This window comes from Neobacillus sp. plas4 (assembly GCF_057221695.1).
The window spans coordinates 2986448-3010498 of the sequence record NZ_CM170152.1; the positions used below are offsets into that span (position 1 = coordinate 2986448).

Sequence of the window (24051 nt, forward strand, 5' to 3'; positions counted from 1 at the left end):
TCTATTGAATTATTAAACTTTTGTAAAGTTGGTTTACAAAAATGGTATAAAAATGTAGTTTATATTAAAATTAAAATGGTGATAATTTCCATAATTAAAGGAGGATGACCATGAAGAAAGTTTTAGTAAAAACCTTGCTTTCTGTGACATTAGGTTTCGGATTTGTGGCAGGGAGTGCGACATCAAGCTTAGCTGCTGAAATTCAAGGAACGAAAACAGCAGGGGAAAATCTGTACGTGATTGCATTTAAAAACGAGCTGCCAAAGGATTATGAAGAAGTAATAGGGAAAGCAGGAGGCCAAGTGGTGAAAGTACTCCCAGAAGTGGGAGGAATCCAAGCCCAGTCTGATGACCCTGCATTTCTACGAAATCTTAAGAAAGTGCCATCCATTGAGGTTGCCAGTAAAGAATTGCCACTTACATTAAACCAACCGGCAAATATTGCGAACCTAGCACAAACAGCTGACATCCATAACCAAGGAAGTCTATGGGATGCGCAATGGGACATGCAAAGAGTAACGAATAATGGGAAATCGTATGAAATTGAAACCGGCGGATATGAAAATGACGAGGGAGAAACTGTACATAAAGCGGTGGTAGGGGTTATTGATACAGGGATTGACCCAACTCATCCAGATTTGCAAAAGAATCTTCTTGGTGGACGGAATTTGGTCCCTGCAGGAATGGATGAAACGGAAACCGGAGACCCAAATGACATCGTGGACCGAAATGGGCATGGAACACATGTGTCAGGAATCATTGCGGCAGATGGAAATGTCAAAGGGGTAGGACCAGACCTAGGGATCCGTACCTATCGTGTATTCTATTCCGAGCTAGCTCTCACTCTGCCATCCTTTATCATTGATGGCATTATTGCAGCTGCAAATGATGAGGTAGACGTCATTAATATGTCTCTAAGACTCTATCATACTTCGAAAACAATCATCGAAGGAGAAACCTATAAAACAACGGCAGATACGTTATTGTGGAAGCGCGCGATCCAATACGCCTTAAAGAACAACGTTACCGTAGTAGGGGGAAGTGGGAATGAAAGCTTAAACTTGGATAATAAGAATGAAGTTACGGATTACTTAAACACTCTTTATGAACCATTCGGAATTTCACTCCAAGGACCGACAACAGTTGTACCGGCACAATTGCCTGGTGTGATCAATGTATCTGCTTCGAACAAATGGTCTCAACAGGAACTTGCCTTTTTCTCTAATTACGGGAATAGCGCGATTGATGTAGCAGCACCTGGAGGAGACTTTGGTGCAAAATATGCCGAAACCTTTGATCCAGATACGGCTGATTTTACTAACTTAATCCTTAGTACGTGGCCAACTTACTTAGGGTCGGATTATTCTTATAACGCAGGTACATCGATGGCGGCTCCTCAAGTTGCTGGGATTGCTGGTGTCATTAAAGCAGCAAACCCTGAATTAAAGCCATCACAAGTATCAGCCATCATTAAACAAACTGCTATTGACTACGGAAAACCTGGCCAAGATGCCTTATTTGGATCAGGGGAAGCTAATGCCTATCGGGCGTTGATGAATATCAAGAAATAGGGATTGTGGTTCAAAACAATCTAGCTAATAAACGGGGACATTTCATTAAATATTGGGATGTGCCCGTTTTTTTAAAGAGTATTTCTAAGGGTGGTCGGCACACCTCCAAACAGAAAGTGGTGATGCCGACAGTTTTTGAAAGTTTCATGATTACGATTGCATTTGCTAGTTTAATCGTAGCCATACTGTCATTTAACCCAAAAAAATAATCCACCCTTGAGTTAGCGGCTCAGGTGAATTATCTCCCCGAAATAGCCGACCCCTTTGAGGGATCGACTATTGCTTGATTGGACATGTTTCGACCATGTCTAATTTTTTTTATTATAACCGAGATGAATGAAAATAAAAGTACCTCTGAAGTTTTTCAAATATAGCATTTAAACCGGTATCATACCTAAGCCCAGTCAGTAACCATTGCTGCCTTCACAACCGCTGTTTGAATCGGTTCACGAAAAAATGCTTGGTTTCAAGTAAAAGAGAACCAAGCATTTGTAGTGTTTAAGCTGCAATAGCTGCTTTTTGTTTTTTTCCTTTCCGAGCCCATGCGATGACGATCGCGATGATTAAAGCAAATCCTAAGTAGCCCATGGTGGAGTAAACCTTCCCGACAAGTGTCGTAAATCCTGCAAAACTTGCACCAAAACCGACTAAACCGGTAACAACGACTGCTGGCTTAAATGATTTACTTTCTGGTTTAATGAACCGAACGGTAAAGGCGTAGAACATTCCAACTGCTGTGTTGTACATCATACCAAGTAGGGCAATTGCCATTAGCACACCGACTGCCGGGTGAATCTGGTTAGCAAGTTCAAGTGTAGGCATAGCGACACCACTTACAACATCTATTTTCACGAACATGGCAATATGAATCAAGATAATTAAGGTATACCGCAGGGACGGTTCTCATGGTTCGATTATGGGTTAATGTCCCAGTCCCATTAACAGTTGATGATTACTTTTAAAGCCATCAGTACCGTCCCATGGTTTTTAAAATGAAGCAGGTTTCATGTTTAAGGGACATACAAATCAAGGAGAGGTTGATTTCATTCTTCTTGAAACCTACGATAATGGAACAAAACTATAGTTTTGATTCTTATTAAGAACATACAAAAGAGCTTTAACAGCTGTTTTTCAGAGTCTTACTAGTTCTGAAGAACCTATTTCGTATATCGAAATTTGTCTAAATGATAGGTACACTACTCTATTAAAATATAGGTGGAACTTAACTAAAATAATAGATGAACCAAAAAACAGAGGAGGGTTATGTTTATGAATATGAAAAAGAAGGTGCTTACAATCTCTTTGTCAAGTTTGTTGGCTTTGGGAGGAGTAACTACTGTAGCTCTACCGGCCGGTGCGGTGGGCAACGGGCCAAATACGGGAAATGGCGCCATTCAAACATCGATTCTCCGTACATATAACAGCATGGTAGATTATCTTAAAGTCCAGGAAGCTAAGCAGGAAGCTATGGATCTTGAAGTAATTGGCCAAACGGTAAAAGGCCGCGATATTTACATGGCGAAATATATCTCAAACCCTGAGAATCCAACCATCCTTTTCCTTACCCAGCAGCACGGGAACGAGCAGCTGACAACCGAAGGCGCGCTTGAATTTATCAAGCATCTCGGTACAGGGAAGACTAAGGGAGTTCTGGAAAATGTCAACATTCTTGTCATTCCGATGCTGAATGCCGATGGGGCAATGGGAGATGTGAACTTCTCGCTTGATAATTACCTGGCCAGTGGCGACCGCCATTTGACACGCTATAATGCGAACAATGTCGACTTAAACCGCGAGCATGACAAGGCGGTAAGCGCCATGCAACCTGAAGTAAGATACCTGCATGAAAATGTATTCAAAAAGTACCACATCGACTATATGATCGACCTTCACCACCAGGGCACACGCAGTGCGGTCGATGACAAGCTGGTTTCCGGATCCATCCTTTATCCGACCAACCCTAATGTGGATTCAGAAGTCCTTGAAGGATCCAAGAAATTGGGTGCGATTGTATATAACACTCTTCAATCCACTGGCTGGGGACATATTGGCAAATATGTTGGCGGAAGCGGGGAAAACATCGGACGAAATGGCGCCGCTGTCCGCTATGACATTTCGACGCTTCTGTTTGAAATGCGTGGCATGTCCGACCATTACATCGAATCTTATGCACTTGGACAGAAGAGTAATGGCTATCTGATCAAACAAACGATCCTTACTTTGGATTCCACAGTAAGAGCGATTGCGGATGGTTCCATTGAAGAGGCGGACACAAGCTTCTGGGATACGCTGCCTAATCAATATAACCTGCCTGGCGAAGAAGAAGCCGAAGCTGACGAATAGAACCTTAGAGCCCAAATACCCGTTTTGTATGCCGCAGGGACGGTTCTCATGGTTCGATTATGGGTTAATGTCCCAGTCCCATTAACAGTTGATGATTACTTTTAAAGCCATTAGAACCGTCCCCATGGTTTTTTTGAATCGGTTCACGAAAAAATGCTTGGTTTCCAGTAAAAGAGAACCAAGCATTTGTAGTGTTTAAGCTGCAATAGCTGCTTTTTGTTTTTTTCCTTTCCGAGCCCATGCGATGATAATCGCGATGATGAGAGCAAATCCTAAGTAGCCCATGGTGGAATAAACTTTGCCCACAAGTGTTGTAAATCCTGCAAAACTTGCACCGAAACCGACTAAACCGGTAACAACGACTGCTGGCTTAAAGGATTTACTTTCTGGTTTAATGAACCGAACGGTAAAGGCATAGAACATTCCAACCGCTGTGTTGTACATCATACCAAGTAGGGCAATCGCCATCAGTATGCCGACTGCCGGGTGAATCTGGTTAGCGAGCTCGAGTGTAGGCATAGCGACACCACTTACAACATCTATTTTCACGAACATAGCAATATGAATCAAGATTATTAAGGCACCTAGCATGATACCGCCAAGGATACCACCCATACCTGCGACTTTAAGGTCTTTAATGGTTCCACCCATCACAATCAACAATGCTGAGCCCGCTGCGATATTATAAGAAACATAGAGTAGGGCACCTACAAACCAGTTGGATGCTCCTGAAGCTTGTTCTTTGGCTAAGGCATCTGCTTCAGCAAAAGAGATGTCCATGTTGAAAATTGAATAAATTAAAATGACAAAAATGATAGCCATTAAATACGGTGTTACCATGGCAATTAAATTGATAATATTTTTTACATTTAATAATAATGTAAGGATGGTGGCTGCTACCATTATGATGCTGCCAATCATTGGGTCGATTCCGAACATTTGCTCAAATGTTGAACCAGAGCCTGCGAACATGACCACCGCAACACCAAATAAGAAGAATGTTATCAGTACGTCAAAAATAAATCCGATATATTTGCCACCTAAATAATAAATAACACCTTTATGTGATGCTGTCTGTAAGTCAGCCCCTAGCTGTGCAAGAGTATAACCTAAAAACATGAAGAATAGGGTAGCCAGCACGCCGCCAATCGTTCCCCAAATGCCAAAGCTTGTAAAGTACTGCATAATTTCTTGTCCTGAAGCAAAGCCGGCCCCAACGATTAGACCGACGAAAGCTCCACCGATTTGTAAACTTTTCTTCATCGAAGCCACCTCTATTATTTGTAATTTTTCTTTGCTACTGTAAATGATTCCACTGCTTCACGGTCAACCTCATAGCCAATCCCTGCTGTTTTAGGTACTTCGATATAACCGTTTACGGCTGTAACTTCAGGAAGGATAATATCTTTTTCCCAATATCGATTGGAGCTGGCTGTGTCTCCAGGCAAAATAAAGTTTGATAATGTTGTTAATGCAACATTGTGAGCTCGGCCAATACCTGATTCGAGCATGCCGCCGCACCATACTGGAATGTCATTTGCTTCGCAGTAATCATGGATTTTCTTCGCTTCTGTTAATCCGCCGACACGGCCAATTTTAATATTAATAATTTTTGTACTTCCAAGCTCGACCGCTTTACGCGCGTCCTCTAAAGAGTGAATACTTTCATCTAAGCAAATAGGGGTTTTTACCACTTTTTGCAAATGGGAATGATCGATAATATCATCTGATGCTAATGGTTGTTCAATCATCGTTAAATCAAATTCATCCAGCTGTTTTAAAAGCTCCGTATCCTCTAAGCGATAGGCGGAGTTTGCGTCAGCCATGATCGCTGTGTTCGGGAAGTTTTCTCGTAATGTACGCATTACATCTACGTCCCAGCCTGGCTTTATTTTTACTTTAATCCGTTTGTAACCTTCCTTCACATACTCATCCACTAATGAGACTAAGTCTTCAATGGATTTTTGAATACCAATAGAGATGCCGACTTCAATTTTGTCCTTTTTCCCGCCAAGTGCCGAAGCAAGGGATTGATTGGTTTGCTGTGCGTAAATATCCCAAATGGCACCTTCAATCGTTGATTTTGCCATGTTATTTTTCCGAATAGGGGCAAATAATTCACTTACTTCATCGGGATGGTTAATTTCTTTGTTTAAAATTAATGGGATTAAAAAATCCTCCAGCATATGCCAGTTTGTTTTTAATGTTTCTTCGTTATACCAAGGGGAGTGGAATGCTACAGATTCACCCCAGCCAATTGTGCCGTGTTGATCTTTTGCTTCTAGTAATAAAAAGTCTTTATCGGTAAATGTACCAAAGCTTGTTGTAAATGGTGCTTTTAATTTCATTTGTAAATGACGAATGGTAATGTCGGTAATTTTCATTGTGGTTGTCCTCCAAGTGCTAACGTTTCTTTTTTTACAAAAATGTATTCATTATAGGTTTCTGATAGCAGTAAACGAACCGCCGCGTATCCTGCATTAAATAATCGTTGGAATAGGGCACGTGACTGCAAACGCCACTCCATTGCAAGTTCTTGGCTTGCTGCTTTTAAGGATTGGAAATCCTTTGGTACTGCCATGGAATAAGCAGGTTGCGTAAGTTCTTGCTCCTTGCCTGCTATAAAAACAGGTAAGTTTTCTTCATTAAATGTAAGTGTATTTAAGGCAAGAGCGCCTACGATTGTTGGTAAATGGTTTTCAACCACATAGTGACTGGTTAAATGCCAGTGCAGTTCAAAGCGGTCAGATGGCAATCCTTGATTGAAGCCGTCCTGCATTTCACCATAGCAATTTTCTACATAGGTATCACAAATACCATTCAGTTTTGTTAAGTTTAAATATCCGTTCCGTGTTTCAAGCGGGTCGTACGTCCAGTGCATCCTGTCATAGCCTTTTGCAATGGCAATTTCACGCTGGGTACGTTTCAATTGTTCACCAATACCTTGTGATCGATAGTTTTCGTCAATCCCAAGCATATGGGAACATAAATAGGATTTGCCATCACGGAAGCCCGCAAATCCGTAGCTGAATCCGATTAATTGCTTGCCGTCATAGGCACCGACCATAATACCTCCGTTTTTTACAGCGGTTAACGTTTGGTGTGTCGGGATCGATTCAATTCCCCAAACTTTCCATTCAAGCTCTTGAACTTGTTCCATTTCAGCAATTGTTTTTAATTCTCGAATTTCAATCATTTCTTTTCGCTTCTTTCTACTTGTTGTAGCGCTAGCACCAATGCTCTTGTAATAATTTGAGCACCAGTTGGTAGGCGATTTGTGTTAAATGTCATTTGTGGATGATGAAGGCCTGGTGTGACACCGCAGCCAAGTCCAAGCATCGTTGTTTGCAGCTGTGGTTTTGAATAAGCATAAAAGTGGAAATCTTCGCCGCCAGGTGTGACCACTTCTTTAGCGCAATTTTCTTTCCCTGCCACATCGATGATTGCTTGCTTCATAATCGATTTTGCTGTGTCATCTACTTGAGCTGCTGCAATATGAGCATCCACCCGGTAATCAATCGACGCGCCGTACATCGTACTCACTGCCGCCACTACTTTTTCTAATCCAATCGTTAAGGCTTCCATCGTTTCATTGTTTTGAGCACGTGCATCAATACTAAAGGTTGCAGTACCAGGAATAATATTGGTTGACGTGCCGCCCGCTTGAAGCTGTGTCATTTTAATTGAGGCAGACTGTGAAGGGCTAATCCAAAGACGTTTGAGCCCGTCGATTAATGCTGCCGCCACTTCGATCGCGTTCACTCCTTGCTCAGGCCGGGCCCCGTGAGCTTCCAACCCATGAATTGTTCCCGTAAAAAGCTTCGCTGCCCCGTGATGCAATGCCGGCGCGTATGTCCCGTCCTGCAATTCAATAAGAGGGCGGACATGCGTACCGAATAAAAATTGCAGGGAATCGACCACACCTTCATCAACAAGCACCTTCGCACCTTGCGCCTTTTCCTCTGCGGGTTGGAAAATAATTCGGACTGCTCCAGGCAAAGTGGGTGCCAGTTCTTTTAGTAAAAAGATGGTGCCGAGTGCCATTGTCATATGTCCGTCATGTCCACATGAATGATTGGCGCGGAACTGTCCATCTACTTCCTGCCATAAAGCATCTATATCCGTTCGGAAGCCCACTTTAGGAGTACCTTTCCCAATGTCTACATATAACCCCGTCATTTGTTCAAATGTTTGGGGTTCAAACCCTTCTTGCCTGAGGAGGTTTGCGATATAAGATGTTGTTTCAACCTCCTTCCAGCTGACCTCGGGATTCTCATGCAAATGCTCGAAAATTGGTTGTAATCTTTCTGCTAATTGTGGATCTGTCATCTTTTTCAACTCCATCGATCTGCTATAAAACTATTTTGAAAATCATCGTACTTAACCCGTTGCGTGTTGTAGTATGGTGGATCGTATGTCATCATTCCTGTAACTAATAAATTTAGAAAGGAAATCAGTGCTGGCATAAGATCAATGGTCGACAGCTCCGGTTGTTCTAGTATAAAGGCATAGGTACAATGCTTGTGTATAGGGGCCAGCCTCGAATCCGTAATGGCCAGCACGGGTATACCCCGTCCATGAAGTGCTGCAGCGATATGAATCGGTTCTTTATAGTAACGGTGCTGGGAAATCACGACGACCACGGAATGTTCATCGATTTCTTGCAGCGTACGAATGAGTTCTGCTGTTTCAGTTTGAATGAGCTTCACATTCGGTCGAAGAATATTCATCGTAAAATGGAGCCACTGTGCTGCAAACTGTGAGGCACCTGCACCAACAATATAGATATTTTTCGCTTCATGTAATTTTCGCGTCGCTTCATCAAACACTTGTTTTTCAATTTGTTTAGCAATTCTGACTATTTTAGAGCTGTCTTGGCCCATTGCTTTTTCAATGAGACTCTGATCATTGAAAAGCTCTTTTTTTGATGAAACATATGTATCAAGCGTACTATTGGTTGTATGGTTAAAAACCAATAGGGTAATTTCTTTTTGCAGCTGGGCGTATCCTTCAAGTCCGAGTGCATAGCAGAACCGAATCACCGTGGTTTCACTTGTCCCAGCTTTCTCTCCAACTTCAGCCGCAGAATGGACCCCGATAAATGTCGGATTACTTAACACAAAGTTTGCCACTTTTTGCTGTCCCTTTGATAGTTCATGAAAACGCATTTCAATCCTATCCTTGATGGTAGATGTCTCAACCAAAAGAAGCCTCTCCTTTTATTGGTAATCCAATGAAGTCTAGACTTCATTTTTAATGTTTATAACCTTATCACAAATAAAACCCAAAGACAATAAATATTCTGAAATTTCTTATTAGCTGAATATAAAAATTTGGTGCCTGTCACCGACGACGATTTAAAAGAACTATGGTGCCGCTTTATAAAAGGTTTGAAATCACCTACAAAATTTGTCTAAGTATTTGAATCTAAGATATCTGCACATAGTATTGTAGATGGACATTAGAAGATATATCCCATTCGGGTACAAATTAAAAAACTGGGAAAAATAAGCCATTATATAGTATGAAATCAAAAGGGTGGAAATAGATGAGCTTTCAAAAATGGTTAAGGATTGTGTTACCTGAGGTTCAGTTAATTGATTTTATCCAAAAAGAGGGGTTTAGAGGGAAGAAACAAAGAAATGTGTTGCGTACACAAACGAGTGTAGCGGGAGGATCTGTTCCACCTAGCTCAACCATTCCAAGCACCAATCATCCAAGTATTCCTCAAAGTGGTGGTGCAATGAAGGAAGTAGCCCGGGATGCTAGACTTGGGATTAAGAATCTTACCTTGAACACCTCCAATGAAGAACTTGACAAGCTCTTCCAAGAAATGAAGTCTATCCTCAATACCCATGTACTCGGACAAGCAAGATACATAGATGATTTGCTGGTTTCCTATAAGAAGGCATTCTTAGCGAGAAATAAAGGGAGTGTTCAAAATACCATTTTACTGAGTGGACCTGCCGGAACTGGGAAAAGCCTTAGCCTGAACATTTTAATCAATGAACTTTATAAGAAGAAACTTACTCCATATAAAAGTTATTCTACGATTGACTTAAGCCAATATGGTGAAAGGGATATCCATACCAACTTTATTGTGGATTGTTCCGCATTATTTAGCTATGGAATCGGGACTGTGTGTTTCACGGGATTTGAAAAAGCCCATTCAGATGTTCTTCATTATGTGACAAAGCTGTTTAAAGACGGTTATTTTCGAACACCAGAAGGAATCGTTGTCAGTGCTTCCGATTATTTTTTGATTCTTTATATGGATGGTGAAGTAAAGGAAAAGGATGCAGGTCAACAAATTCCTTTGTCTATTGCCAAACGAGTACCTCCTGGATTGTTACGGGAAATTCAATCCTTTGCATTTACAGAACCATTAGTATTGGATTCTCTACGCAGCATTTTACATACACAGCTTCAACAAGCGGGTGCAAAATTACAGGCACAAGCACAGGTAACCATCCAGTTTGATCCAAATGTTTTTACTGATCTGGCCCGAAGAATTCTAGCCACCAAAAAATATGGAGAGGCCATCCAGGAGCTGGTAGAAAACCACTTTTTATCTGTCCTTTTAGACGCTCGTGCAAGAGGACGAGTTCTTAACAGTCAAGTTATCCTTGTGAAAATGGAGGATGACCGATTTATTGCCGATACAGGTAAGGAGAGAATTTTACTTAAAACGATTTCGATCATTAAAGAAGAAACGCTAGAAGATATACTAGCAGAGCTAAATAGTTTAGTTGGTTTGGACTCCGTTAAAACCTTTGTCCACGAACTGCTGCAAACGGTACGATTACAAAAACAACGAGAAAATCTTGGTGGGAAAATAACACCTATGACCTTACATATGGTCTATACAGGAAATCCTGGAACAGGAAAAACATCTGTTGCAAGGTTGATTTCAAGAATATTAAAAGCAATGGGCCTCCTGTCACAAGGCCAGCTCGTTGAAGTGGCAAGGCAGGACATTGTTGGAGAATATGTTGGTTCGACCGCACCTAAAACGGAAGAAAAGATTCAGAGTGCTCTAGGTGGTGTTTTGTTTGTAGATGAGGCCTACACCCTTGCACGGAACAAACATGACAGCTTTGGATTAGAGGCTATTGATACATTAGTGAAAGGTATGGAAGACCATCGTGATCAATTGGTTGTTATTCTAGCTGGATACACCGATGAAATGGAAACCTTTCTAAAATCAAATCCAGGCCTTCGTTCAAGATTTCCGTTTATTGTGGAATTCCCTGACTATACGCCAAAAGAGATGTTGGATATTTTACTCATCCAAGCAAAGCAGCGTGATTATGTGATTGATCCTGCTGCACATGAAGGGTTGATCGAATTATTTGCAAAAAAACAAATCCCTGGTAGAAATGATAGCGGCAATGGCCGGCTCGTTCGTAACCTAATGGAAGAAGGTATCCGCAAGCAATCTGTCCGTTTCAGTGAGAATCGTAATAAGGAAAATCAAACAGCATTAAACACACTGATAAGTCGTGATTTTGGAATCGGTCTCAAGGAAGAGTTTGACTTAGACGATGCTTTAAAAAATATTATCGGCTTGGATAACGTAAAGAATTTTATTCGCTCACTAGAAAAGCAAATACTCGCCAATAAACGTCGTAAGGAAGCGGGCATCGAAACCAAGAATGATCAAACCTTGAATATTATTTTCTCGGGAAATCCTGGAACAGGGAAAACGACGATCGCCCGTTTGTTTACGTCCATGCTGAAATCAATGGGTGTTAGTAAGCGAGGGCACCTAGTAGAGGTAGATCGCTCCCACCTTGTTGCAGAGTATGTAGGACAAACGGCCGTAAAAACAACAAAGGTAGTGGAAAGTGCATTGGGAGGCGTCTTATTTATTGACGAAGCGTATTCTCTTGTGGAAGAAGGGGGTGCAGGTGGAGGATTTGGGAAAGAAGCGATTGATACTTTGGTTCGCCTTATCGAAAATCACCGTGAAAACCTAGTTGTCATCCTTGCAGGCTATACCAAGGAAATGGAGAAGTTTCTGGAGTCTAACCCTGGACTATCCTCACGGTTCCCGTTAAAAATCACGTTTCCAGATTATAGTGCTGAACAATTAGCCCAAATGACCGATATCATCGCAAAATCCAAGGGCTTTGTTGTTTCGGAGGATGTAACAACGGCACTTATAAGTTTTTATGAAAAGAAGCAAATACCAGGTAAAAATGATAGCGGTAATGGACGTCTTGTTCGCAATACAGTAGAAAAAGCCATTCGAAATCAATCGATTCGAATTGTCGAGCAGGCTGATTTAGCTGTTGAAGAACTGAATCGCTTAACCTTGGAGGATTTTCAGTTAACAGCTGTTGAAAAGAATGAAACAGCATTGAAGGAATTAGAACAAGTGATTGGTTTGGAGAAAATCAAGGAATTCGTCAGGTCATTATCCGCCCAAATTGAAATTGCAAAAAAACGGGAAGAATTAGGGCTGCCAAAGGCTGGCTCACAAACTCTTCATATGGTGTTTAAAGGGAATCCTGGTACGGGTAAAACGATGCTTGCGCGGATTTTAGCCAAACGCTTGAAGGAGTTAGGGGTTATTAAACAGGACAAACTAGTTGAAACAGATCGTTCAGGTCTCGTTGCAGGGTACGTTGGTCAAACCGCTCTTAAAACGAGAAGCGTACTTGAGAAGGCATTGGGTGGAGTTTTATTTATTGATGAAGCGTATGCGCTATTAGGGAATGGCAATGATTTTGGTCAAGAGGCAATCGATACCATCGTAAAATTTATGGATGATCATCGTGAAAATATTGTTGTGATCTTAGCTGGATATGATGAGGATATGGAGAGGTTCCTGGACTCGAATGCAGGCTTACGATCCCGCTTTCCTACTATCATAGATTTCCCAGATTATACGCCAAATGAACTGTTACAAATAAGTCGCCTTATTTTTAAAGGTAAGGGTTTTGAAGTTTCTTCCGATTCAGAAGCAGCTTTACTTAAAACGTTTTATAAAAATAAGCAAGTTGAAAATGCGGGTAATGGGAGAATGGCAAGAAACTTGTGTGAGTTAGCCATCCGAAATCACGCCTTGCGTGTTAGTCAAATTCATAATCCTGGTGTAGAACAATTGGTAACGATACTACCGCAGGATATTCCGGAAGTGGGTGAACAAATTGGGTAAACTATTTGCTATCATCGGGGCAATCGCCTTTTACCTTTGCTATCCGTTTCTTTTAATCTTAATCTTATTTGGGCCCATTATGGAATTTCCCGTTCTTATGGAAATCTATCAGCTCGGCTCGCCTAGAGCAGGTATGACATTATCAGTGATAAGTTTACTGGGAATTCTTTTATTCCTATCCTACAAATACCCAAGGCTGGGCTGGTTATATCGTAAATTTCCGGTACTGATTCCTTTATTACAGATGTTTTTTATTACATTGACTGGAATCGAATTTGCTATATTCTTCGCAAATCTGTGGGCGGACAAACTCCTTTACAGTAGAGGAGTGGCGATTTTCCTTTCCTTTATTAGTTTAATTATTGTGCGCGTTTATTTATCGTATTGGTATCGTAAATATCCAATCAGTTATAAAGTTCACAAGTTGTAAGGAGAAAAGAATGAAAAAAGTGAAAAAGCAATCCAATCAACCAAGTCCGGAATATGCGCAGCAAGGTTCTGAATATGCCCAGGATCAGACAGAACATGAAATAGTTCCACATCAATCTATGCTTCGCAAATCATTAGGCTGGGCAGCGTTAACCATTGTCGGACTCGCCATACTCAGCGGCTTCTTTACTACAAGTTATAGTGATGAGGGTACACCAGAGGAAGTGGTTGCAAATCGTATCAGTACCACTACCGAAGCAGGTGAAAGTTTATTTTCAGACGAAGCCAATGCAAATATTGAGGCCAGAAATTTTGAGGTTACCAATGCTGGGTCTGATGGTGGAGAAGCGAGAATGTTAATTTGGGATTTTAACAAAGTAGATTTAGATGAAGTGGCGATATTGGTTGATGGTGTACCAGTCAAAGAAAAATTGATCTTATCAGAGAATGCTTCTGCCATCAGTATACCTGTCCCGAGTACTGTGACTGTCAGGGGGATAAAAGACTTGGGTGGCGGGATCTCATATGCTGTCAAATTCCCAAACAATCATACAACGTACTTTAATGTGGTAACAGTGGGACAATCTAATACTTATACGGTATTACCAAGACCCTAATATGGTGGATTTGATTTTGATTCCGACAGAGGTCTTCGGTCAATCGCAAAGGTAAGGACGGGTGATATCACCCGTCCTTTTTGATGGAGTAAATCTCGTATTAGTTCTTAGTTTGTTCTCTTTTTACGAAAAAGTAAGAAAAAACCTGCCATAATTGTCATTGCTCCAGCTATGATCCCGGTTACATTGCTTGTAGCAGTATTCGGTAATTGACCGCCTGTATTACCGCCAGTTCCAGCATTACCTGTATTTCCAGCATTACCGCCGGTTCCAGCATTACCAGTAGTTCCAGGTATTAATCGATCGGTGTCAAATGACCAAGTCGTTTTATCTGGTGCACCAGGAAGAGTCTCGCAAGCTAATCCGTCTCCATCTCGGTCTAAGCCTTCTATATCGTTCGTCGGACTCCCACCGCTCTCTTCGAAATACGTTTGTGCTTGTGTCCAAGTATCAAAATCATCACAATTTACACCTGCAGCACTGACACTTTGTAATCCAAATACAAATGCAAAACTAGTTAATAAAAATGAGAGTAAAACTTTTTTCATTTGTAATCCTCCTCGGTAATTGATACTCCATCTACAACCTATACTTTCTTCCATTACATCCTTCTTTATTCAAATAAGCTAAATTTTCCCTATTGATCATCGATGGAAGAATATTCAAAAGTAGAGACGAGATAATAAGATTGTAAAGAAGTTGGAGGGATGGAATTGATCAGGGTATTAGGGATTTGTTTTGTTTTTGTTGGTACTTTGGTGGGAGGCAGCCACTTATTAGAGTGGCAAATGGGTCGTTCTGCTGCACAGGATCTGACAAATAAAGAAATACATCAATATAAAAAGGAAGAAGAACTAGTAGTAAAACAAGAGGCTTCAAGCGTTATTCCAAAACATGAAATTCAAAAACAAAAACCAAGCTCTGAGGTTCAACATAAGCAGGGTGAGAAGGTCGCTTTTTTACTGATCCCGAAAATAGAACAAAAGTTTTCTGTCTTTTGGGGAGCGGATAAAGAAACCTTAAAATGGGGAGTGGGGATGTATGTAAGTCCATTCACGACTGCCCCTGACGGAGGTGGGCATACTGTACTAAGTGGTCATCGTGATACCGTATTTTACCGATTAAAAGAGCTAAAGGAAAGCGATACTCTTAAGCTTGAATATGCAGACTCCATTTATACATATAAAATATCAAAAATATGGATTACTGACGCAGAGGACCAGACAGTCATTGTAGAAAAACACACCCCAACTCTAACCCTTACAACCTGTTATCCTTTTTATTACGTAGGAAATGCACCAAAAAGATACATCATCCAAGCAGATTTGCAGTATAAGCAAAATAAATTCGAAATCCGCACTTCGGGAAGTGGATCGTTGGAGAACCTGCTACCTTAAATTCAAGAAGGAAAAATTCTCGAAGAGTCAATGGAGCGAATGGGATCGCTATTTCTCCCTTACAAAAATCTCGACAATCGTTGGTGATAGTATGTTTTTTACAGCAAGCTCTTTATTCTGTAATATTTAGCATTCTAGCTAACCTATAATACGAAGGGTGTTTTGTTGAAGAAAGAAATAAATTGAAGTATATACATCGGAGTAATTAATGATAATAATTCTACCGAATGGATAGGATAAAGGAAACATTTCGAGGGAATGGTCTAATGTATATTTTTATTAATGCTTTTTATTTGATTACAGCGTTAAAATGGGGGGATTGGAGAAATTGGAAACAGTATTATCCCACCATTCTTTTCTTGATAATAGGAGACTTATTATATAATTTTTTACTTTATAAAAAATCGATGTGGATTTTCCATGATTTAATTTTGCCTAATCATACAATGATAACTCTTGTAGCAATGGTGTTTTCTTATACTGCAACAGTATTAATATACTTAGGTAGGTTTCCTAATAGTTGGTTAAAACGGTTTTTTTGGTTTTTGTTATGGTGGGGAATATATATAGTGATTGAATACATAAACAATAGGCTGGGATTTATTACTTATCATCATAATTGGAATTTTGGTTGGTCCATTATCTTCACAGCAATCATTTTCTTTATTTTGCCAATTCATCAAAAAAACCCTCTACTTGCTTGGTTCTTATCTATAATCATAATTGTATCTTTATTAAGTATCTTTGATGTAAGAATAAGCGATATGAAGTAATATTCCGATTGAGAAATATATTAATGCATATTCTACTCCTTGTTGTTATTGTCTTTAATTTTGAGAGCAAGGTGATAAACGCGATAATAGAAGGCGTAGGTTATTATTGTAAATTATAACAATCTGCATACGAGGGAGTGACAAAGTTGAAAGCAACCTATCCAAGTTATGATGAAATACGAAGTATTGAATCTAAATTAACTGAAATGAAAAACGAATATTGGCTTCACCACGATTTGTTTACATTTCAATGGTGGTTACTTTTAATCATATTTATTCTTCCTTGGATTTTATGGTGGAGGTATGTTGATAAAAATAGATTAAAGGATATTGTGCTTTTTGGGAGTATATTAATGCTTTTGGTTGGGCTATTGGACGATATAGGTGTTAATGCTCAACTTTGGTCATATCCTTATAAATTATTACAGGTAATACCACGATTAGCCGCAGTTGATTATGGTATGCTTACCGTTGCTCATATGACAGTTTATCAATTTTTTCCAAAGTGGAAACCATTTATAATTGTTAATTTAGTTATGGCAGCTATTTTTACTTTTATATTCGAGCCTTTGTCTGTTTGGCTTAATATTTATAAACTAGATAACTGGAAATACATTTATTCACTTCCACTATATGTTGCAAAGGCTGTATTTGTAAAATGGTTAGTTCAAAGAATAAATTTTTAAAAAAAATTCTAATCTTATTAATTCCATACTGGACAACTCATTACCAGCGGTAGATAGAGCGTTCATCTATTTCCTTTAAATAAAGAAAATAATTATCTATTGAATTGAAATCTCTCCCGTGTTATTATGTTAAGTGAATTATATGAAGATTTAGATAAATAGTAAATTCGAAATTATAAGACTCTATTAATACGAAACAGCGAACCTGTTTATCGGTTAGAGAGTGGAATGACATTTTGTTGTATACATGTTTATAACTGTTGGTACTTAACAGCGTCCTTGTTGAAGGCAAACCGTTGTAAGGATTCGATTGAATTCTGTTATCTTGGATTCAATGAAATGAATCTTTATGATGGTTTTATTTTTGGAGAAGATTGTTGTGATGAACAGAAAAACCAATTGAAATTAAGCAAGTTCGTATCTATCAAATAATATTGTATACTCATGTTACATTAACAATGTTAACATAGTGAATATAGAATATAAGTATGGGAAATGGGATGGATTAAAGTGAATAAATATGAAGCAGAATTTAGTAATATTGTTCGCGCTTATCGAAAACGACATATGGGAAAAGGACCTAGTCAGGTGAGGACCACATTTTGTAAGTGCTGGGCGATTTGTGAATTAGACGGAAATTTATCACCGATTGAAAAATTTATTGCAACGAAAGATGATGGAAAACAAATGCTCCGTGCTGCTCGAACAGAAATGGTTAAAGAGATTTATAAGGAAAACCATCCTACTGAACTGGAAGAACTGTTAGGTGCAAATTTCCTTCATTTATTTGTTGATATTGATATTGAAGAGGATAGAGGGATGTCGATTTTCGTCTTTGATCAGGATATTGAAAAAAAATTTAATGAATTGTAATAGTCAGCTACATATTGTTGGCACTTGACAGCGAACCTGTTAAAGACTAACCACCTCGGAATTACCCCTAGCATTATAGGGGCTCCTTGGTGGTTTTTTTATACCCAAATTTAAATATTAAAGGAGGAACTAGATATGGGAAAGACACTACATCCAGGTCCACAAAAAAAATCAAAAATGCCTGCTCCTGAACATTGGGTAAGTACGATTCCTTTTGGATTAGGAAAAATAAAGCCAAAACATATTCGGGATACGATGAAAATTGCGTGGGATAATCGAGATAATTTAGGCTATGCAGCGAATATTCTTACCAAAGGTGTTTGTGACGGCTGTGCACTTGGAGTATCAGGCTTATATGATCAAACATTGGAAGGACCGCATGTTTGTACAACACGTTTGAATGTACTACGGCTAAACACCATGCCTGCCATTCAACCAGATATACTTCATGCCGATATCGAGGAATTAAGAAAATATGACAGCAGTGAGCTGCGTAAGCTCGGCCGTATTCCCTATCCTATGATTCGCCGTAAAGGCGAACGAAAATTTTCTCGGATTACGTGGGACGATGCGATGGATGTCATCGCAGACAAGATGAAAAAATTGAATCCCAAGCAATATGCATTCTATTTAACGGCCCGCGGCATTACCAATGAAAGCTATTATGTCGCCGCAAAGGTAGCCCGTTTTCTAGGAACCAATCATATCGATAACGCTTCCCGTATTTGCCATGCTCCAAGTAAGACGGCTTTAAAGCGCTCGATTGGTGTTGGAGCTTCGACATCGAATTATTTGGATTGGATTGGAACGGATGTTTTATTGTTTTGGGGAAGTGTTGCTTCAAACTCTTCACCTGTATCTTCAAAATACATGCTGGAAGCGAAGAAGAAAGGAACCAAAATTATTGTTGTAAACCCATACCGTGAACCGGCAATGGATCAATATTGGATTCCCTCTAACCCTGAGTCTGCATTATTTGGAACGAAGATTGCCGATGATTTCTACCAGGTTAATATTGGCGGGGACATTGCATTTATGCATGGAATTATGAAGCATTGGTTTACGATGGAAGAAAATGCATATGGATCTGCAATCAATCATCATTTTGTTATCGAACATGTAAATGGATATGAAGAATTAAAGAACAAGGTCGAGTTGCAAAGCTGGGACGAAATTATCGAATCTTCTGGTGTCCCAAAAGAACGGATTATGGAATTAGCAGAGCTGTTAGCAAACAGTAAAAACGCTGTCTATGCATGGGCACTTGGACTGACTATGCACTCTTTTGCAACAGACAATATCTCTCAAGTGGCAAATTTAGCACTGCTTCGCGGCCACTTAGGTCGTAAACATGCTGGCCTTATGCCATTTCGAGGACATTCCAGTGTACAGGGAAGCGGTGAAATGGGCGCAGATCCATTCGTGCTGCCTGGCGGCGGCTGGGATGCAATGAATGTAGAAAGAATCGAAAAACTGTGGGGATTTGAGCTTCCAAAATGGCAGGGGGATATCGTTGGTGTGACATTAGAAAACATTGTGCTGCCTGAAGACCATGAACGGAAAGTGAAGCTATATTATTTATCTGGCGGCAACTTCTTAGAGACAATGCCGGACCCTGATTTCATTGAGCATGCCTTATCAGAGCTTGATATTCGTGTACACCAAGATATTATTCTAAATACTTCTACTCTAGTCGATGCCAAGGAAGCGGTAATTGTACTGCCGGCAAAAACCCGTTATGAGCAGGAGGATGGAGGGACGAGTACCTCGACGGAGCGGATGGTGTACTTCTCACCTGAAATTTCCGGTAATAAAAATAGATTGGAAGAAGCACGTGCTGAATGGAAGATCTATTTGGACCTGGCAAAGCGTGTAAAACCAGAGACAGCCCACTTGGTAGAATTTTCTGATGGTTTTGCGATTCGAGAGGAGATTGCCAAAGCAAACCCGGATTATGATGGTATTCAATATTTAAAAAAGCAAGGTGACGTATTTCAATGGGGCGGTGCTTGGTTATGTGAAGATGGCATTTGTCCTACACCAGATGGCAGAGCAACGATGATTCCTGTTGAAATTCCAGATTTAAATAAAAAGCCAGAACAATTTATTATTACCTCCCGTCGGGGCAAACAGTTTAATTCAATGGTTTATCAGGAGGTTGACCCCTTAAACGGTGCGGGACGCTATGATGTGTTAATGAGTTGTGTTGATGGTCAAAAATTAAGTATCGCTGAGGGTGAGGGAATTGTCGTCTACAATGGATTTGGTGTCTTCCAAGGTAGAGCGAAGTTTGTTGATATTGCCCCGGGAAATTTAGAAGTCCACTTCCCAGAAGGTAACTTCCTGCTGCCGCGGGGCAGGTACGAGAAGTTTGCTGGAATCCCAGATTACAATATTACCGTCAATGTTGAAAAAGCCGAGCGCTATCACGCCCGCAAAGACACGCAATATCTTGAAAAACCAATTGAAGATTTAGAAACTGAAGTTAGTTAATAGAAAAAAAGGAAGGGGGGATAACCTTGTTAAAAGAGATTACAACTTCTCAAAACATTGTCAGGTATAATGGACAAAGCTTTTTCGAGGCAGAAGATGACATTGCGGTTGAAACGGCGTTAACAATTATGTTAGATGGTGAGGAGTTTGCCACCATGGTTTGCACTCCTTCTGAACGGAATGAATTAGTGGTTGGTTTCCTAGCTTCCGAAGGTGTTATTCGCTGTTATCAAGACATCAAATCTCTCCACATTGATGAAGATAAGGGATTCGCATATGTTGAACTGGTAAATAAACAATGTATTCAAAAGGACTTTCACTCCAAGCGATTTATTGGCTCTTGCTGCGGAAAGGGCCGGCAATTTTACTTTCATAATGATATGAAAACCGCAAAGACAGTGATGACGAAACTGACAATTACACCGGAACAATGCCATGTGCTAATGAAGAAGATGCAGGAAAGCTCCGCTCATTTCCAGCAAACAGGCGGTGTGCATAATGCTGCATTATGTACACGTGAAGGAATTGTAGTGTCAAGAACGGATATCGGCCGCCATAACGCTTTAGATAAGCTTTTTGGTTATTGTATGATGAATCGAATTCCACTAAAGGATAAAATAATTGCCTTCAGTGGTCGAATTTCTTCCGAAGTTTTGTTAAAAGCTGCAAAGATTGGAGTCGGAATTATCCTTTCTAAATCGGCTCCTACCAATCTAGCTTTAGATTTAGCGGAGGAACTTGGAATTACGACAGTTGGTTTTATTCGGGGGAACGGATTTAATGTATACACTCATCAGGAACGGATTCATGGTGTTACAACTGATCGTTCCACTTCGGTGCTATGAGTTAATACTGTATGACATAAATACGAATAATGGGGAATTTCCAAATAGTAAAACGGTGCCAGTATCTTTAAAGGGTTCCGTTTTCGGGTGCTTTGTTATTAAATGACATAAACAAATGACGTGTGATTTGGTACACGTCATTTTCCTTTTCTTCAGACAAAGAAGAGGCAAAATAGCAGGAGCGTGTCCGAAGTTGAGCCAACTTCAGACAAGGAAGACTCAAAAAAGCAAGAGCGTGTCCGAAGTCAAGTCAATTTCGGACACAGGAAGGCGAAGTATCCTTGGTACCGTTTATTTTAACACGTTCATCAGATGGTTTGCCGATATTCTCGTGGTGACATTCCATAGGTCTTAGCAAATACTTTTGCAAAATATTTGGTATCGGCATAACCGATTCTTTCACATATTTCGTAATGTTTGAGTTCGGGATTTCTTAACAACGCACAGGCTTTTTCCATCCTAGTTTGTGTAAGGTAATTAACAAAGGTCATTCCCACTACGGTTTTAAAAACTTGACCAAAATAATGCGGGGTGAGGTGAACCGCGTTGGCTGTTTCTTGTAATGAAATTGGTTTGTCAAGGTTATTTTGTATGTAGGTAATCGCTCTATTTACAATCAGTTCGTGATAAGTTTTAGGGGCATCTTCCACTTCTGTTATCTGTTCTTGACTTGTATCCGTAACATCCAACAAATCATCAATAATGGCAAATAATTCGTCATAATCAATTGGTTTTGTTATATACCCTTTTGCCTGGTAGCGTAAAGCTGTTCGAGCATAGGAGAACTCTTCATATCCACTAATGATGATTACGTTGATTTCGGGATTTTTTTCAAAGAGCCTTTGCAATAGTTCCAATCCATCCATATCGGGCATGCGAATATCCGTTATCACTAAATCAACGACCGTCTTTTCCACCCATTCTAATGCTTCTAACCCGTTTTTCGCTGTACCAATAACCTCTATGTTTCTCTCGGCCCATTCATCCATTGAACTAAGGCTGTCTGAGATTCTCCATTCATCATCAACAATTAATAATTTCGTTGCTATCATCACTCAACCTCCTTGGCAGTTTAAGAGTTACGGTAGTACCAGTTTCTGATGGGCTTTCAATCGTCATACCATACTCCTTCCCATAATGCATGCGTATCCGTGATTGGACATTAAATAAGCCAATTTTTTGTTTGAATTTAACCATTTCTTCTGAGTTTTCCTCTAAATTTTTCCGAATCTCATGTAAAGTCGGGGAAGGAATCCCAATTCCATTATCTTTGACTTGAAGAAAGACCGTATTCGCTTCAAGCCAGCCTTTAATCTCTAATTTATGGCTCACGTCTTCTTGATTGGAAACCGGGTCTAAACCATGAAGGATGGCATTTTCCACCACAGGCTGCAGGATCCATTTTACAGTGGTTAAACTCTGAACTTCCTCATCAATTTCAATCTTGTATTCTATCTTTTTATTTAATCGGAATTGATGAAGTTCAATATAGTATCGTACATATTCTACTTCTCGCCAGATTGGTATCATTTCATCAAATGTACTAATCGATAAACGCATTAATTTACCGAGCAGAACAATCATTTTACTAATTTCAAGTTGTTTATTTTTTCGGGCTAAACTATTAATTGATTCTAGTGTATTGTATAGAAAATGTGGGTTAATTTGTAATTGCAGGGCAGTTACCTCCGCCTTCCGTTTTTTCCCTTGCTCTTCGTAGACGAGATCAATCAATTCATTGATCTTTTCTATCATTTGATTAAATCGATACCCCAATTGACCGAGTTCATCACGCCGTTTAAGTGTGAAAAAAGAGGAAAAATCCCCATTTCCTACTCTGTCCATCAGGCGCTGCAGGGACCGAATCGGGTTCGAAATTCGCTGTGATATAAAAATAGAAAAGGATAGACAAAAGATAAAACTAAGGGCAATCGCCCAAAAAATATATTTTCCTAGGAGATGAATCGGATCATATAACTTGTCTTCTTGGAAGTATCCAGTCAGGTTCCAGCCCGTATCATGGTTAATGACTGTTACCATTCTGTACTCAAGCCCGTTTTGACCGGTTATAACCGAATTATCTTTAATTCCTTGAAGATCTTTTGGAGAAAAGAGATTCTTATTGAGTGAATACATTAATTGTCCACTTGGTGAGGAGACCATAATTCCTGAATCTGTTTTGCTGGAATCCGTATTGGTAAAGAAATGAATGTTAAACAGCTGATCTAATAATTCACTCTTAAAATCAATGATGAGAACACCTTTTTCTTTTAAGTTTTTGCTATATACACGTTGGACGTAAGAAAAAACTTTTTCATTTTTATTGGTGTTACTATATGAACGAGTATGTACTTGAGTTAGCTGCGGATGTTTTGATAGGGTAGTTAAATCTGGCATCCAATCAAATGTATGGAATTTTAGATCCTGCTTATTGATGGAATAGCCATAATGGTAGACATAGCCTTTATCACTAACCAGAGTCATCCCAATATTTTCGGGTCGAATGGAATCAATACTCTTAAAGGTCTGGTCGAGTGGTAAAAAGGAATGGAGGTAGTCATCTTGAGTATTAATCTTCAAGAAATTAGAAACTGATGAACTAAGGAAGGTAAGTTCACCCATACGGTTTAAGTCATTGAAAAAGGATGAGAGATACTTTGAGTTTTGTTCCAATACGGTAGATGTATCCGCATTCAATTCTTTCACTAGAAATTTAGAGGCATGTTGAAATGCCAGAATTGCCACAAGGAGTATTGGAATGATGGATATTAGAAGAAATGAAATAAGTAATTTAAACATTATAGAGTGAACAAATGGTACCTTTGATTTTTCCCTAAGATTCAAATCCATTAAATGTCCCC

General features: G+C 39.8%; 20 protein-coding genes. 11 read left to right on the forward strand and 9 right to left on the reverse strand.

What is annotated here, in order from left to right:
• Window positions 1-110 precede the first annotated feature (110 nt).
• Window positions 111-1571, forward strand: a complete 1461-nt coding sequence (locus AC2TFD_RS14850) for a S8 family serine peptidase (RefSeq protein ID WP_484676191.1) — start codon at window positions 111-113, stop codon at window positions 1569-1571.
• Between the two features lie 498 nt (window positions 1572-2069).
• Here AC2TFD_RS14850 and AC2TFD_RS14855 read toward each other — a convergent pair whose 3' ends face one another.
• On the reverse strand, window positions 2070-2393 hold the full coding sequence (locus tag AC2TFD_RS14855) for a hypothetical protein (RefSeq protein WP_484676192.1): 324 nt from the start codon (window positions 2391-2393) through the stop codon (window positions 2070-2072).
• A gap of 453 nt (window positions 2394-2846) precedes the next feature.
• Between AC2TFD_RS14855 and AC2TFD_RS14860 the strand changes: the two genes are divergently transcribed.
• On the forward strand, window positions 2847-3914 hold the full coding sequence (locus tag AC2TFD_RS14860) for a M14 family zinc carboxypeptidase (RefSeq protein WP_484676323.1): 1068 nt from the start codon (window positions 2847-2849) through the stop codon (window positions 3912-3914).
• A 195-nt stretch (window positions 3915-4109) separates the two neighbouring features.
• On the opposite strand, the gene AC2TFD_RS14865 is transcribed toward AC2TFD_RS14860, so the two are convergent.
• From AC2TFD_RS14865 to AC2TFD_RS14885, 5 genes are read right to left on the reverse strand one after another with little or no spacing between them, the layout of a single operon-like run.
• Window positions 4110-5177: a YkvI family membrane protein gene (locus tag AC2TFD_RS14865; RefSeq protein WP_484676193.1), complete on the reverse strand. Its 1068-nt coding sequence runs from the start codon at window positions 5175-5177 to the stop codon at window positions 4110-4112.
• Between the two features lie 14 nt (window positions 5178-5191).
• On the reverse strand, window positions 5192-6298 hold the full coding sequence (gene menC, locus AC2TFD_RS14870; protein WP_484676194.1) for an o-succinylbenzoate synthase: 1107 nt from the start codon (window positions 6296-6298) through the stop codon (window positions 5192-5194).
• Window positions 6295-7110 carry a GNAT family N-acetyltransferase gene (locus AC2TFD_RS14875; RefSeq protein WP_484676195.1) on the reverse strand — a complete coding sequence of 272 codons (816 nt, stop codon included), beginning with the start codon at window positions 7108-7110 and terminating at the stop codon, window positions 6295-6297. Before AC2TFD_RS14875 ends, menC begins: the two co-directional genes overlap by 4 nt.
• A complete protein-coding gene (locus tag AC2TFD_RS14880; protein WP_484676196.1) occupies window positions 7107-8243 on the reverse strand; it encodes a M20 peptidase aminoacylase family protein in 1137 nt (378 codons plus the stop codon). Before AC2TFD_RS14880 ends, AC2TFD_RS14875 begins: the two co-directional genes overlap by 4 nt.
• Before the next feature lie 5 nt (window positions 8244-8248).
• On the reverse strand, window positions 8249-9118 hold the full coding sequence (locus tag AC2TFD_RS14885; RefSeq protein ID WP_484676197.1) for a MurR/RpiR family transcriptional regulator: 870 nt from the start codon (window positions 9116-9118) through the stop codon (window positions 8249-8251).
• Window positions 9119-9462: 344 nt separating this feature from the next.
• Here AC2TFD_RS14885 and AC2TFD_RS14890 point away from each other — a divergent pair, with 344 nt between their 5' ends.
• Genes AC2TFD_RS14890 through AC2TFD_RS14900 form a run of 3 tightly spaced genes read left to right on the forward strand, consistent with a single transcriptional unit; the run spans window position 9463 to window position 14123 of the window.
• Window positions 9463-13077, forward strand: coding sequence for an AAA family ATPase (locus AC2TFD_RS14890; RefSeq protein WP_484676198.1), 3615 nt, complete (start codon window positions 9463-9465; stop codon window positions 13075-13077).
• On the forward strand, window positions 13070-13507 hold the full coding sequence (locus AC2TFD_RS14895; RefSeq protein ID WP_484676199.1) for a hypothetical protein: 438 nt from the start codon (window positions 13070-13072) through the stop codon (window positions 13505-13507). Before AC2TFD_RS14890 ends, AC2TFD_RS14895 begins: the two co-directional genes overlap by 8 nt.
• 10 nt (window positions 13508-13517) lie before the next feature.
• Complete coding sequence (locus AC2TFD_RS14900; protein ID WP_484676200.1) at window positions 13518-14123, forward strand: hypothetical protein; 606 nt, start codon at window positions 13518-13520, stop codon at window positions 14121-14123.
• A gap of 107 nt (window positions 14124-14230) precedes the next feature.
• Here the strand turns inward: AC2TFD_RS14900 and AC2TFD_RS14905 are convergent, their stop codons facing one another.
• Entirely contained in the window at window positions 14231-14671 is a 441-nt protein-coding gene (locus tag AC2TFD_RS14905; protein ID WP_484676201.1) for an LPXTG cell wall anchor domain-containing protein, read from the reverse strand.
• 159 nt (window positions 14672-14830) lie between these two features.
• Here AC2TFD_RS14905 and AC2TFD_RS14910 point away from each other — a divergent pair, with 159 nt between their 5' ends.
• The 6 genes from AC2TFD_RS14910 (at window position 14831) to fdhD (ending at window position 21190) form a co-directional block, all read left to right on the forward strand.
• Window positions 14831-15520, forward strand: coding sequence for a class D sortase (locus tag AC2TFD_RS14910; RefSeq protein WP_484676202.1), 690 nt, complete (start codon window positions 14831-14833; stop codon window positions 15518-15520).
• A gap of 266 nt (window positions 15521-15786) precedes the next feature.
• The gene (locus tag AC2TFD_RS14915; protein WP_484676203.1) at window positions 15787-16293 is read left to right on the forward strand and encodes a CBO0543 family protein; all 507 of its coding nucleotides are present in this window, start codon (window positions 15787-15789) and stop codon (window positions 16291-16293) included.
• A gap of 146 nt (window positions 16294-16439) precedes the next feature.
• Window positions 16440-16979: a CBO0543 family protein gene (locus AC2TFD_RS14920; RefSeq protein ID WP_484676204.1), complete on the forward strand. Its 540-nt coding sequence runs from the start codon at window positions 16440-16442 to the stop codon at window positions 16977-16979.
• A gap of 510 nt (window positions 16980-17489) precedes the next feature.
• Window positions 17490-17852 (forward strand): Na-translocating system protein MpsC family protein, encoded by a 363-nt coding sequence (locus AC2TFD_RS14925; RefSeq protein ID WP_484676205.1) that lies wholly within the window; start codon window positions 17490-17492, stop codon window positions 17850-17852.
• A gap of 135 nt (window positions 17853-17987) precedes the next feature.
• Window positions 17988-20345 carry an FdhF/YdeP family oxidoreductase gene (locus tag AC2TFD_RS14930; protein ID WP_484676206.1) on the forward strand — a complete coding sequence of 786 codons (2358 nt, stop codon included), beginning with the start codon at window positions 17988-17990 and terminating at the stop codon, window positions 20343-20345.
• A gap of 26 nt (window positions 20346-20371) precedes the next feature.
• Window positions 20372-21190 carry a formate dehydrogenase accessory sulfurtransferase FdhD gene (gene fdhD, locus AC2TFD_RS14935; protein WP_484676207.1) on the forward strand — a complete coding sequence of 273 codons (819 nt, stop codon included), beginning with the start codon at window positions 20372-20374 and terminating at the stop codon, window positions 21188-21190.
• Window positions 21191-21498: 308 nt separating this feature from the next.
• Here the strand turns inward: fdhD and AC2TFD_RS14940 are convergent, their stop codons facing one another.
• Window positions 21499-22242, reverse strand: coding sequence for a response regulator transcription factor (locus tag AC2TFD_RS14940; RefSeq protein ID WP_484676208.1), 744 nt, complete (start codon window positions 22240-22242; stop codon window positions 21499-21501).
• Window positions 22214-24040 carry a sensor histidine kinase gene (locus AC2TFD_RS14945; RefSeq protein ID WP_484676209.1) on the reverse strand — a complete coding sequence of 609 codons (1827 nt, stop codon included), beginning with the start codon at window positions 24038-24040 and terminating at the stop codon, window positions 22214-22216. Before AC2TFD_RS14945 ends, AC2TFD_RS14940 begins: the two co-directional genes overlap by 29 nt.
• Between the last annotated feature and the right edge of the window lie 11 nt (window positions 24041-24051).